11 protein-coding genes and 1 pseudogene are annotated in these 12,971 nt (G+C 61.0%); 6 read left to right on the top strand and 6 right to left on the bottom strand.

Annotated features, from left to right (window positions below; genetic code table 11):
* Positions 1-43 precede the first annotated feature (43 nt).
* From IFJ82_RS00470 to IFJ82_RS00460, 3 genes are all read left to right on the top strand, one after another.
* A complete protein-coding gene (locus tag IFJ82_RS00470; protein WP_003616986.1) occupies positions 44-1,372 on the top strand; it encodes a multidrug effflux MFS transporter in 1,329 nt (442 codons plus the stop codon).
* A gap of 181 nt (positions 1,373-1,553) precedes the next feature.
* On the top strand, positions 1,554-2,084 hold the full coding sequence (locus IFJ82_RS00465) for an adenine phosphoribosyltransferase (protein ID WP_040511267.1): 531 nt from the start codon (positions 1,554-1,556) through the stop codon (positions 2,082-2,084).
* A 157-nt stretch (positions 2,085-2,241) separates the two neighbouring features.
* Positions 2,242-4,476 carry an FUSC family protein gene (locus tag IFJ82_RS00460; RefSeq protein ID WP_062808447.1) on the top strand — a complete coding sequence of 745 codons (2,235 nt, stop codon included), beginning with the start codon at positions 2,242-2,244 and terminating at the stop codon, positions 4,474-4,476.
* Between the two features lie 393 nt (positions 4,477-4,869).
* Here the strand turns inward: IFJ82_RS00460 and accC are convergent, their stop codons facing one another.
* Genes accC through aroQ form a run of 3 tightly spaced genes read right to left on the bottom strand, consistent with a single transcriptional unit; the run spans position 4,870 to position 7,135 of the window.
* A complete protein-coding gene (gene accC, locus IFJ82_RS00455) occupies positions 4,870-6,219 on the bottom strand; it encodes an acetyl-CoA carboxylase biotin carboxylase subunit (protein WP_003616993.1) in 1,350 nt (449 codons plus the stop codon).
* Entirely contained in the window at positions 6,219-6,683 is a 465-nt protein-coding gene (accB, locus tag IFJ82_RS00450) for an acetyl-CoA carboxylase biotin carboxyl carrier protein (protein ID WP_003616994.1), read from the bottom strand. Before accB ends, accC begins: the two co-directional genes overlap by 1 nt.
* Positions 6,680-7,135: a type II 3-dehydroquinate dehydratase gene (aroQ, locus tag IFJ82_RS00445; RefSeq protein ID WP_003616996.1), complete on the bottom strand. Its 456-nt coding sequence runs from the start codon at positions 7,133-7,135 to the stop codon at positions 6,680-6,682. Before aroQ ends, accB begins: the two co-directional genes overlap by 4 nt.
* Before the next feature lie 327 nt (positions 7,136-7,462).
* Between aroQ and IFJ82_RS00440 the strand changes: the two genes are divergently transcribed.
* Positions 7,463-7,993, top strand: a complete 531-nt coding sequence (locus tag IFJ82_RS00440) for a septal ring lytic transglycosylase RlpA family protein (protein ID WP_062809741.1) — start codon at positions 7,463-7,465, stop codon at positions 7,991-7,993.
* Here the strand turns inward: IFJ82_RS00440 and IFJ82_RS00435 are convergent.
* Positions 7,965-8,933 (bottom strand): YihY/virulence factor BrkB family protein, encoded by a 969-nt coding sequence (locus IFJ82_RS00435; RefSeq protein WP_080545487.1) that lies wholly within the window; start codon positions 8,931-8,933, stop codon positions 7,965-7,967. The two genes, IFJ82_RS00440 and IFJ82_RS00435, sit on opposite strands and share 29 nt — an antisense overlap.
* A gap of 487 nt (positions 8,934-9,420) precedes the next feature.
* Between IFJ82_RS00435 and IFJ82_RS00430 the strand changes: the two genes are divergently transcribed.
* Positions 9,421-10,551 carry a type III PLP-dependent enzyme gene (locus tag IFJ82_RS00430; RefSeq protein WP_192265217.1) on the top strand — a complete coding sequence of 377 codons (1,131 nt, stop codon included), beginning with the start codon at positions 9,421-9,423 and terminating at the stop codon, positions 10,549-10,551.
* Positions 10,552-11,149: 598 nt separating this feature from the next.
* Positions 11,150-11,545, top strand: a complete 396-nt coding sequence (locus IFJ82_RS00425; RefSeq protein ID WP_003617004.1) for a copper resistance CopC family protein — start codon at positions 11,150-11,152, stop codon at positions 11,543-11,545.
* A 91-nt stretch (positions 11,546-11,636) separates the two neighbouring features.
* On the opposite strand, the gene ccmB is transcribed toward IFJ82_RS00425, so the two are convergent.
* Positions 11,637-12,317 carry a heme exporter protein CcmB gene (gene ccmB, locus IFJ82_RS00420; protein ID WP_003617006.1) on the bottom strand — a complete coding sequence of 227 codons (681 nt, stop codon included), beginning with the start codon at positions 12,315-12,317 and terminating at the stop codon, positions 11,637-11,639.
* Positions 12,314-12,928, bottom strand: a pseudogene (gene ccmA / locus IFJ82_RS00415) (heme ABC exporter ATP-binding protein CcmA); the annotation flags it as partial. The gene ccmB and the pseudogene ccmA, both read right to left, overlap by 4 nt.
* Between the last annotated feature and the right edge of the window lie 43 nt (positions 12,929-12,971).

Genomic DNA, 12,971 nt, shown 5'->3' with positions numbered 1-12,971 from the left:
TACTTTCGCAATCCTTGCTTCCCTTGATTTCTGGAGTGCCGTCATGGGCTCTTCCGCACTCGCGGCGCAGTCATCCGATGCATCCGTTGGCAAGACAGCCGGCAGGTCCATGGGGTGGATTGCCATCCTGCTGGGGGTCCTGACCGCGGTCGGGCCCGTTTCGACGGACATTTACCTGCCGGCCTTCCCCGAACTGGAAAAGTCGCTGCATGCGCGCGTGGGTTCCGCGCAGATGACGCTGGCGATCTGGTTCGTGGGTCTGGCCATCGGGCAGATCACGATGGGCCCCGTTTCCGACCGGTTCGGCCGGCGCATTCCGATGCTGCTGGGAACGTTCGTCTATACCCTGGCCTCTGTCGGGTGTGCGGTGGCGACGGATATCTATACTTTCTCCGCATTCCGCCTCATCGCGTCGCTTGGCGCTTCGGCCAGCCTGATTATACCGAGTGCGTGCGTGCGCGATATGTCGCATGGCAATGAATCCGCGCGCATGATGTCGCGCCTGGTGCTGGTGATGGGGGTCGTGCCGATCCTTGCCCCCACATTGGGGGGGATGGTGCTGTCATTCACGACATGGCGGTCGATCTTCTGGGCGGCGGCGGTATATGGCGTGGTGTGCATGCTGCTGATCTGGCGTGTCCTGCCTGAAACGCTGAAGCCGGAAAATCGCAGCGAACTGTCCCCCGTGACGCTGTGCAGCCGCTATCTGCTGCTGGTGCGTGACCGTGGGTTTTTCACCAATGCGATGATTGCCGGTTTTTCGTGCTTCATGTCCTTTACCTATCTTTCGGCCGCGCCGTCGGTGTTCATTCACCAGTTCGGCCTGTCCCCCGCGCATTTCGGCATGATGTTCGGCGTGTTCGCCGTGTGCATGATCGGTGCGTCGCAGCTTAACGGCATGCTGGTGGGGCGGATCGATGCGACGCGCATCCTTGGCATTTCGGTGATTGTCGCCCTTGTCGGCACGATCGGCATGACGCTGGTTGCCAGCCTGATTGCGGAAACGACAAAGGCGGGTGGCCATCCGTCCATCGGTCTGATGGTTGCATTGGTGGGGGCGATGATGTTCTCGCTGGGGACGACAGGTATCATCGGACCGAACGCCACGGTGGGTGCGCTGGCGGATCATCCCCGCCTTGCGGGAAGTGCGTCGGCCTTTGTCGGGACGCTGCAATATGTGCTGGGTGCGCTGGCGGGGGCGATCGTTGGCATGCTGCCGTCGAATACGCCCGTCCCGATGGCGGCGGTCATGATGGCGGGTGCGGTGGTCATGCTGTTGATGGTGGTGTTGCGCCCGCGCCGCCCGGCGGAAGGCGCCCTGGCGGATGTCCCCCCTGCGGACGGCGCGGCGACGGGCCGTCCCACGCCATGACATCCGGCGCACACAGGTGCGCCGCGCGACAAAAGAGGTCATGGCGGGGTTGCCGTCCGGCGGCGCGGCGGCTACAGGCGACGTGCATCGCGCGCCCGTTACAACGGGCGTAATTTACGGGACCGGGATGTCCGCAGGACGCCCCGGCCCGGAAACAGGTTTGCGGGAATATAGACAGGCCATGACCACGTCCTCCATCGATCTGAAGCAGTACATCCGGGGCATTCCCGATTTTCCAAAGCCGGGTATCCTGTTCTACGATATCTCGACCCTGATGCGGAATGCGGATGCGTGGCAGATTGCGATGGGACGCCTGACGGCGGCGGTCGCGCCATGGTCGGTCGATATGCTGGCCGCCATTGAATCGCGTGGCTTCCTTACCGCGGCCCCTCTGGCCAGCCGCCTGGGCTGTGGCCTGGTGATGCTGCGTAAGCCGGGCAAGCTGCCGGGGCAGACGATTTCCTATGATTATGACCTCGAATACGGCACGGATTCGCTGCATATCCAGGCCGACGCGATCGTGCCGGGGCAGCGCGTCGTCGTAATGGACGACCTGCTTGCGACGGGTGGGACGCTGGCCGCCTCCATCGCGCTGCTGCGCAAGGTCGGGGCAGAGGTCGTCGGAGCCGCCACCCTGATCGAGCTCCGTTCGCTGGGCGGGCGTGACCGCCTTGACGTGCCGGTCAAGACGCTGGTGGCCTACGACGACTGACCGGTATCGCAGCTTTGCTGGCGTGGCCGTCTTGCAATATACAGTTTCATGAACGCTGATATACCGGACATCACATGTCGGTGTTGCGGCAACACGTGTAAAGTGTACCTGAAACTGCATAGTCGTTTTTCATATCTCAGGGAGCGCGGATGCCGGGATGAATAGTCTTGAGCTCTCCCTGATACAGTTCCAGACCCGGATCGTCGCCTTTCTGCGGCGTCTGTGGCCCCCCGGTGCCGCGATCCGTCAGGATCATCTGCGCTGGCTGTTCGCACCGGGCCTGTTCACCTTCGGCTATGCCCTGCGAACGACCATCACTTCGCTGATTGCGCTGGGTATTGCGCTGTGGTGGGAACTCGGCAGCCCGCAATGGGCTGCGCTGACGGTGTGGATGGTGGCGCAGGGCACACGCGGCAAGAGCGTGGCCAAGGCGCGATGGCACCTGTTTGGCATGGTGGTGGGCACGATCTGTGCCGTGCTGCTGGTGGCGGCATTTCCGCAGGCGCCGCTGATGTTCATCCTGCTGCTTGCGGGCGGGATCGGGATGTTCTGCTTTATCGGCACGCTGCTGCCCGGCCCTGCGACGATGACGAATTATCGCATCCATGGCATGCGGGCGAGCGGGTTTACCTATGCCATCATCTCGCTCGACGGGATTGCCGACCCACAGCATATCTTCATGACCGCGATGTCGCGCGCGACCTATATCGTGCTGGGCATCGTGTTGGAAAGCACGGTTTCCTCCCTGTTCCAGTACCGGTTGGGCGCACGGGCGCAGGACCGTCTGACCGCCAATTTCCTTACGGCCATCAACGGGGCGGGCCAGACACTGGCCTCGCTTTTGTCGGGGGACCGTGACGTACTGCAGAAATCACGTCAGGTCTTTGCCAATATCACCACGCTAAGTGACCAGATCGAGTTCGCCGAGGTGGAGATGGGCGCGCAGCGCGGGCATGAGGGCGACCATGCGCGCGCCGCCCTGGCCCGTGTGGCGATGCTGCTGTCACGTGGGCTGGACCTTGCGGCGCTGTTGCGGATTCCGGGCAACATGCCCGGCGCCGCCTTTAACGCCACATCCGCCAAGGTGCAGGCGTTCTTGCGTGACATGGCGGGGCAACTGGAAACGACGGATGACATCCATCCCGTCCTGGCCGAACTTGCGGCGTTGCAGGCCGAATGCCGGCAGAGTGTCGCCGATTCCCTCGAAGATGAAATGGGCAGTGCGACGCGCGATCCGGCCCCGCCCGCCGTGGCGCATATCCTTGCGCAGCAGCGCATGCTGCATTACGGGCTGGGGGAGATGCTGGACGAACTTGAACAGGCCATCATCCAGTTCGACGCCAGCCGCCATCCGTTGCGTCATGACCATTTCCATTATCGGATCAAGACCTTCCGCGACTGGCAGCAGGCCTTTACCAATAGCCTGCGTGCCTCGGTCACGATATTCGGGGCGGGGCTGATCTGGATTGCGACGGCATGGTCGGCGGGCCTGACCTTCATGATGTTCGTCGCCATCGTATGCAGTCTGTTCGCGACGCTGGAAAAGCCTGCCCTGGCGACCAAGGCGTTCCTTGGCGGTGCGATCTGGGCCAGTGTCATGGCCGGGGTATTGGTGCTGTGGGTGCTGCCAACGCCATCGACGTATGAAGTCATGGCCATGTGCCTGATGATTCCCATGTTGATGGGGGGGCTGGCCTTTGCCTATCCCGCGCTGATCCTGGGGGCGGTGTCGTATAACCTGTTCATGCCGATCCTGCTGGGGCCGGGGAATCAGTCGCGCCTTGACGAAGTTTCATTCTTCAACACGGCGATGCCCCTGATCTTTGGCCTGTGGTATGCGATGTGGGTCTTCCGCCTTGTGCTGCCGTTCGATACCAACGACATGCGCTGGCAGATGCGCACCAGTATCCTCAGCGGCCTGCGCCACGTCGCGCGGGCGCGCACGTTGCCCACCACGTTGTATGTGGTGGAACGTAATGTGGACCGTTTCGTGCGGTTGCTGACGAATGCGGAAAACACGCCTGATGTGATTATTGATTCCTACCTGCAGGGTATCCTGTCGGCCATGACGATCGGCCTGAACATCATACGCCTGCGTGGTATCCTTGAACGCAACCTGTTACCGCCGGGCGCGCAGCAGGTGTTGGGCGAGATGATGGCCCGCATGGCGCAGTTCAGCGGGCGGTATGGGGGGCATTACGGTCGCACGGCGCGTGCCACGAAGTTGGCCATCGCCCATATCCAGAACATGACACAGCAGGAAGAAAACCTTGGCATCCGGCTGGAGATGAACGGGGCGCTGGTGTGCCTGTATGTGATTTCGTACGAACTCGACAACAACCAGAAATTCTTTGATGCCTCGAGCCCGTATCTGGACCCGGTCCTGAGCTGAACTGGAATGCTCAGCATCCGATCAGGACGGTTTGGAAACAGATCATTGATAAAAAATCAGAAAAGTTTTTGGGTGCCGCCTTTTTTCAAAAAGGCGGCGTCTTTCTGAAGCTTTTTGAGGAGAGATTCAGAAAAAAACCTTTGAAATTTCAGGATATTATTGATCCTGACGTTTCAAACAGTCTCTAAAAATTTTGTGGAATATTCCCCAAGATGCGTTCAGGCACGCAGCCTTTGATGGCAGGGTAACATCCAAAAAACCTGGTGGTTTTTATCAGGTGGGATGTTCCTGGTTCAGCCTGGTGACGTGCGGACGTAAAAAGGGCCAGGGGGATTTTACCCCGCTGGCCCTTTGGTCCGGCTTTTGGCTCGGCTGCGTCGGTCTGGGGCGGGGTTATTCCGCCTTCTGGGCCGCGACGAATTTTTCCAGCCAGTGGATGGTATAATCACCCGAGCGGAACTGCGGATCGTCAAGGATCTTCAGGTGCAGCGGGATGACCGTCTTCACCCCTTCGATCACGAACTCATCAAGCGCGCGGCGCATGCGCTGGATCGCTTCAAGACGCGTGGGCGCACGCACGATCAGCTTGGCGATCATGCTGTCGTAATAGGGCGGGACGCGGTATCCGGCATACAGCGCGCTGTCCACGCGCACGCCAAGGCCACCGGGCGGGTGAAAGACACTGATGGTGCCGGGCGTCGGCATGAAGGTCAGCGGGTCTTCGGCATTGATGCGGCATTCGATCGCATGGCCGGAGAAATGGATGTCCTTCTGGCCATATCCCAAGGGTTCACCTGCGGCGATGCGGATCTGTTCGCGCACAAGGTCAACGTCACAGACCATTTCCGTCACCGGATGTTCCACCTGAAGGCGGGTATTCATCTCGATAAAGCAGAACTGCCCGTCCTGATACAGGAACTCCAGCGTGCCGGCATTGCGGTAGCCCAGCTTTTTAAGCGCGGAGGTCGCGATTTCGCCGATTTCGTCACGCTGCTGCGCGTTGAGTGCTGGCGAGCCTGCTTCTTCCAGCAGCTTCTGGTGGCGGCGCTGCAAGGAGCAGTCGCGTTCCCCGAAATGCACGACATCGCCATGGGTGTCCGCCATGACCTGAAGTTCGATGTGGCGCGGCCGGTCGAGATATTTTTCGAGGTAGACCTCGTCATTGCCAAACGCGGCGCGGGCCTCTGTGCGGGCGACGCTCCATGCTTCTTCCAGGTCGTCAGCGGTGGCGGCAACCTTCATGCCGCGCCCGCCGCCGCCTGCCGCCGCCTTGATCAGCACGGGATAGCCGACCTTGTCCGCCACGATACGTGCCTGTTCAAGGTTTTCCAGCGCCCCGTCGGACCCCGGCACCAACGGCACACCCAGCGCGCGCATGGTCGTCTTGGCGGTGATCTTGTCACCCATCATGCGGATATGGTCGGCGGTCGGACCGATGAAGGTCAGGCCGTGGGCCTCCACCGTTTCAGCGAAATCCGCATTTTCCGACAGGAAGCCATAGCCGGGATGGATGGCATCCGCCCCCGTGATGGTGGCTGCCGACAGGATGGCCGCGACATTGAGATACGACTCACGGCTTGCAGGTGGGCCGATGCACACGGCCTCATCCGCGAGGCGGACATGCATGGCGTCCGAATCGGCGGTGGAATGCACGGCAACGGTGGGGATACCCAGTTCGCGGCAGGCCCGCAGGATGCGCAGGGCGATCTCGCCGCGATTGGCGATCAGGATCTTGGAAAACATTACTCTATGATGGCCAGGACTTCGCCGTATTCAACCGGCTCGCCCGAGGGGACGAGGATCTTGGTCAGGGTGCCCGCGCGCGGCGCCTTGATCTGATTGAAGGTCTTCATCGCCTCAATCAGCATCAGGGTCTGGCCGGCAGTGACCTGCTGGCCTTCGGTCACGAACGGCGGTGCGGACGGGTCCGGTGTCAGATAGGCCACGCCGACCATCGGGCTGGTGACAGCGCCGGGATGTTTCGACAGGTCGGCGGGGGGGGCTGCAACCGGTGCCGGTGCCGCGACCGGGGCGGGGGCCGCCACCGGCAGCGCCGCAGGGGCGACGGCATGCGTTGCGACAGGGGCCGCGCGCACGACGCGAACGCGGCTGTCCTTTTCCGCGATCTCGATTTCGGTCAGGCCTGTTTCGGTCAGAATTTCGGCCAATGCCCGAATGGCATCCGCATCCACGAGCAGTCGGCTCATTGATCGTCCTCGTCCAGAATCATGTCGGTCATCGCATGCAGCGCCAGCGCATATCCCCGCACGCCAAGCCCGCAGATGACGCCGATGGCGGCGCGGGAGACGTAGGAGGTATGGCGAAACGCCTCACGGCGATGAATGTTGGAAATATGGACCTCGATCACCGGCAGATCGACCGCCAGAAGGGCGTCAAGGACCGCGATGGAGGTATGGGAATAGGCCGCCGGGTTGATGATGATGCCGCGTGCGCGGCCCCGGCATTCCTGAATCCATGAAACGAGTTCCCCTTCGCCGTTGGTCTGGCGAAAATCAATCGCCACGTCGAGCTGCTCCGCAGCCTGAACGCAGACCTGTTCGACATCATCAAGGGTTGCGACGCCGTACACTTCGGGCTGCCGCAGGCCAAGCATGTTGAGGTTGGGGCCGTTGAGAACGGCAATCAGGGGACGCTCCATAATGACAGGCGCCGTAGCATGCCCTTCGCCGCGATCCAAGCCTGTTCTGCATTCGGGGGCGAATCGAATGTGATCCATCCCTGAACGCATGCCCCATGGATGGGGCCGCGCCATGGGGGATGAACGGTTTTTCCGCGTTAAGGAACCGGGTTAAGGATCTGGGGGATAGGCAATAATTCCTCAATAGATATAAAGAGGACTTTTGCATTCATAATATCATGTGCCCACGCATACCTGAATCAGGCTGGTCGCGTTCATGTATATTATGTAATGGTTCCCGCCATGATTGTCGGACCCACTCCTATACAGCCGCGAATGCGGTGGCGAATGCCGGATTTTCTGGCATGGGGCCTGTCATGTCTGCTGGTGATCTGCCTTGGTCTGTCATGTGGTGTTTCCGATGCCCATGGCGCGTCACGACATATGTCGCGCCATGTCAGGCATGGCGTTCATCATGCCGTGATCCGGCATGGTGTTTCGACCACCCATCGGCACCATCATCCCCTGCGTCGCCTGCCGGGCCTGCCTGCGATGAAAACGGTTTCGTCCACATGGTCGCAGCATGGCCTGGCAAGCTGGTATGGCACGCGTCGCGAAATCGGCCACCGCACCGCGTCGGGGGACATGTTCGATCCGGGCGCGATGACAGCGGCGCACCGGCAGTTGCCGCTGGGGACGCGGGTGCGGATTCGGGCACCTTCCACTGGTCGGTCTGTCGTTGTCACGATCAATGACCGCGGGCCTTATCGTGGCCGGCGGGTCATCGACCTGTCACCGGCGGCCGCGCGTGAACTCGGCCTTCTGGACCGGGGGACGACGATGGTGGATATTACGACCCTTCCCCCTGGGGAGGGGTAGCACGCGCGTCCGCGTCGTGCGGGGCATGGCGTGCAGATCTGCGCGCGATGGACCATCCTTCCATCTGTGGGCCATTGTCACGCAGGCACATCTGGATTTCCAGCCCGGCGTTCAGTTCCGCACCAAGCAGCACGACATAGGCCGAGACATAGAACCACATCATGGTGGCCACGAATGCGCCCAGGGGCCCATAGGTCGCGCCGTAACCCGCGATATGGCTGACATAATAGGAAAACCCGAACGAGGTCAGCAGCCATAGCAGGGTTGCGGCCACCGATCCGGGCAGGATGCAGCGCCATGACGGACTTCGCCGGTTGGGGCCGAATCGGTAAAGCAGCGAACATCCCGACAGTACGAACAGCAGCATCAGCGCCGGTCCCCCCATGCGCACCAGCAGTTCGAGCGAACCCGGTGGCGGCGCGAGGGAGAGTTTTTGCGGCAGGTAATCCAGCAGGATCGGCAGCGCCACCATCAGTGCAAGTGTCAGGATACCGCCACAGATCGCACACAGCGTCATGATCATGCCCATAGCCTGAAACCGCAGGAAACTCCGGGTTTCGGGTGTATTATAGGCCACGTTCATCGCCAGCAGGAGCGAACGCGTCGCCGCCGAGGCCGACCACATGGCGATGGTGGTCGAAACGATCAGGTTAAGTGTCAGCGACGAATGCGATTGCGCCACAAGGACATGGATACGATCGCAGATCAGGTCATACGCGGCGGGCGGCAACAGATTGCGCAGCACCACAAGCTGCGGCTCCACCGTCTGTGGATCAAACAATAGCCCATAGATGGAAATCATCGTGCTCATGGCCGGGAACAGCGACAGCGTGGCGTAGAACGCGCACCCCGCGGCCGCCAGCGTGATCTGGTCGGACGCAATGTTGGTCGCCACCTGTTTCATGACGGGCAGGATGTGACGGTGCAGGGCGTCATTCATGTCCGGGGCATTCTTTGTGGCGCGTCCGGCGACGGGGGGCGCGGGGGTGACGGATGGTGTCACCTCGATCTGGTCTGGGGAAGAAGAGATCAATGCGTTGTCCAGGTTCTGGTCACTTGGGTCCCGGCTGTCGGCACCGGGCGACGCCATTCCCGCGCCCCGGTCCTGCGTCCCTGCCGGGGACGGAAAATGAATCACGACAATATTTTGGTCGGTTTCGCCCACCTTAAACGAAAAAGGTGATGATGAGGCGAATTTTTCTATTGCGTTATGGGCGTATTGTCCTCATATGCGCTCCCTACGCAACAACGCACGTGCCACTGGCCCTCTGAGGTTACGCAACGACGTCAAGCGTTCTGGCAATCGGGGCCTGCTGCTTGGGCCCCTCACTGGTCGCTGGTCCGTTAGACCGTTTCGCAACATCTGTCCGTTTGTTCAGTACTCCATACTTGCATCCGGACGGCAGAACAGAAGGGATTTGGGTGCGATGACTCCCAAAATCGCCCGTTATCTGGCTGAGCAGTCCCCTGCGACGCCTTGCCTTGTCGTCGACGTCGATCGTGTCGAGGAACGTTACAGCGCCCTGCATGCGGCGCTTCCGCTTGCGCGTATCTATTACGCGGTCAAGGCGAATCCGGCTCCGGCCATCCTCGACCGTCTGGTGGGCCTTGGGTCTGCCTTTGACGCCGCGTCGTGGGAAGAAATCCAGATGTGCCTGCGCGCCGGTGCCGCGCCGCAGGACATCTCGTTCGGCAACACCGTCAAGAAGGTGTCGGCCATTGCGCAGGCGTATGAGGCAGGCATCGACATGTTTGCCTTTGATTGCGCCGAAGAGCTGGAGAAGCTGGCGCGTCATGCACCCGGCGCGCGTGTTTACTGCCGCCTGATCGTGGAAAACGAGGGCGCGGACTGGCCGCTGTCGCGCAAGTTCGGCACGACGCTGGACAATGCGCGTGACCTGATGCTGCGCGCGCGCGATATGGGGATGGACCCGTATGGCCTGTCCTTCCATGTCGGTAGCCAGCAGACCGAGACCGGGGCCTATGAAGCTGCGATCGCACGTGTCGGCATGCTGTTCACGGACCTGAAGGCCGCCGGGCTGGAACTGCGCATGGTTAATCTGGGTGGTGGCTTCCCGATCCGCTATCGTGATGACGTGCCGGGTATCGACCGTTTCGCGCTGGCGATCAGCCACGCGATGACAGAGCATTTCGGCAATGACCTGCCTGAAATGATCGTGGAGCCAGGGCGTTTCATCGTGGGTGATGCGGGTGTGGTTTCGTCCGAGGTCGTATTGGTCAGCCGTCGCGGCATCAATGATGGTGTGCGGTGGGTCTATCTCGATATCGGCCGTTTCGGTGGTCTGGCTGAAACCGAAGGTGAGGCGATCCGTTATGGCATCCGCACCCCGCATGACGGGATGGCGACAGGCCCGGTGGCCATTGCCGGACCGACCTGCGACGGGGCGGACATCATGTATGAAAAGACGCCGTACAACCTGCCATTGGGGCTGGAGTCGGGCGACCGGGTCGAATTGCTCTCTACCGGGGCGTACGTCTCGACCTATTGCTCCACCGGGTTCAACGGGCTTGCACCGCTGAGTGAGCATTACATCTGACGGGCCTTAATTGTCCTGAAGATCGTAAAAAACTGTTTAAAAGCCGTATATTACGAGAATCAACGAAATTTTTTGGATGCCGCCTTACTGTAGTAAGGCGGCATCTTTTTTTGAAAAAATTCCACCACGAACTCTGATGCGGCTGCGGGACTGTTTGACGAAACAGGACTGTTAACCTGTTGGGGATAAAAGAATTTCAGGTGAGGCTTTCGCCAGGCAGCCTCACAAAGACAAAGCCTTTCCTGAAGATAAGGCGATATCTGGAAATTGTTGCCCTTTGCTCAAAGATTGTTTGCAAACAAGTCCTTGATAAAAAACAAGAAAAGTTTCTGGGCGCTGCCTTTCGATCGAAAAAGGCGGCGTCTTCTGAAGCTTTTTAGAAAAAGCTTCACCAAAAACATTTATAATTTCAGTATGTTATCGAGGATGACTTTTTAAACGGTCTCTTATCAAGGACCTGTTTTCAGACACTCCCTTGACCTGTTCACGCAGGCCTTGGGGGAGGCGGTGTGGGATGGATCCCCAGGGCTGTCCCTTTTTTATTTCGTGCGGCACGATAGAACATCCCCCGTCTGCTATCTTCTGTCGGGGGCATGTCATGCGTCATTCATTTTCCATCCTGCCAATGTGCCTTGCCGCCGGGCTGTTCTGTCTGGGGCTGGGGCGGTCGGCATGGGCGAATCCGTCGCTGGTGCATGCAATGCCTGCCGCGCATCAGGCCGTGGCGGCGGGAACGGTGACGATCCGGCTGGATTTCAATGCGGTCATTGACCCGTTTCCTACCCGACTCGTGCTGCTTGGGCCAAGCGGCGTGCCGCAACTCCTGCTGGCATCGCCCAAGGATGATGAACAGCAGGTCATTACGGTGGATGTACCGCTGACCATACCCGGCGATTATGTCCTGCAATGGCGGGCCGGGGGGAAAGGAAGCGGTACCAGCCATGGCGACGTGCCGTTTCGCGTTGTCGCGGCCACGGCGGGTGCAGCCCGCTGAACAGATAATGCGGGTTCAGCTACGGCCTTTTACGGCAGGGGGCGTCTTGCGAAGCTTTCTGGACAAAAAGCTTCATCAGGAATTTTATGGGTTACTCCACCGCCGCCCGCAGGCCCGCCCCTGCCGCCAGCGGGCATAGGGGGATCGCCGCCGCCAGGAATGCCGCCAGCAGTTCAAGGTCCGGCCCCCACGACAGCCCTGTCTGTGCCGCATCCAGCGCCGCCGCCCCGAAAATCAGCGCCGGCGTCGTCAGTGGCAGCACAAGCAGCGGCAGCAGCACACCCCCGCGCCGCGCGCCCAGTACGACCGATGCCGCCATCCCGCCGATCAGCGACAGGATGAGCGTCCCAAGCAGCAACCCGATCAGCAGGATCGGCAGGCTGTCTGATGGCATGCCCAGCATGATGCCCAAAGGCGCCGCCGCCGCCAGCAGCGGCAGGCCGGTCGTCAGCCAGTGTGCCAGCATCTTGGCCAGTGCGATCAACGCAGGCGGCAGGCCGGTCATCATCAACTGGTCCAGCGACCCGTCCTCCAGCTCTGACCCGAACAGGCGGTCGAGCGGAAGCAGTGCTGCCAACAGGGCACAGACCCAGACAATTCCCGGCGCCATGTGGCGCAGCAGTTCCGGCGATGGCCCCAGCGCCAGCGGGAACAGCGCGCCCGCCAGGATGAAGAACAGAACGGACCCCAGCGTGTCGGCCCCATGGCGCAGGGCGAGGCGCAGGTCACGTTCAAGGATGGCGAGGATCAGGGTCGGAGTCTGAAGCGTCAAAACAGGTCGTCCTCGGGGAAATCCTCCATTGTCTGGGGGATATCGGATTCGTTCAGTCCCGGCAGCGCCAGCGATTTTGCATCCGGCAGAGGGAGGGGAACGTGAGTAGTTGCGATCACGATTCCGCCAGCTTCGCGATGGGTGCGGAAAAGCGTTTCCAGAAGTCCCATCGTGTTGCTGTCAAGGCCGAGGCTGGGTTCATCAAGCAGCCATAGCGGCGCACGCGCCAGCAGGACACGCGCCAGTGCGGCACGGCGTTTCTGCCCCGCCGACAACATGCGTGCAGGCAGTTCGGACAGTCCGGAAATATTAAGTGCGGACATGCAAGAATATGGATCACCCCCACTGGCCCGCGCCGCAAGCATCAGGTTTTCCAGCAGCGTCAGGCCCGGCTTGAGCGCGTCCTGATGGCCAAGATAGGCCACCCGTTCGGCATGGCGTGAACGGTCGGCCAGCGCATCGACACCTGACCACAGCACATGGCCGCCTTCCGGTTTGCGCAGCCCGGCCAGTACCCGCAGCAATGTGGACTTCCCAGCCCCGTTCGGGCCGGTCAGCAGCAGCGCATCACCCGCGTCGAGCGCAAGTCCAACCTGGTCCAGAACAAGGCGTTCCCCGCGAAAAACCGAGATATTTTCCACTTTCAGCAGGGGC

Origin of the sequence: Novacetimonas hansenii (assembly GCF_014843995.1) — a bacterium.
GTDB lineage: Bacteria > Pseudomonadota > Alphaproteobacteria > Acetobacterales > Acetobacteraceae > Novacetimonas > Novacetimonas hansenii.
The sequence above is the reverse complement of the archived record's forward strand: the minus strand, read 5'-3'. Positions and strand labels throughout refer to the sequence as shown.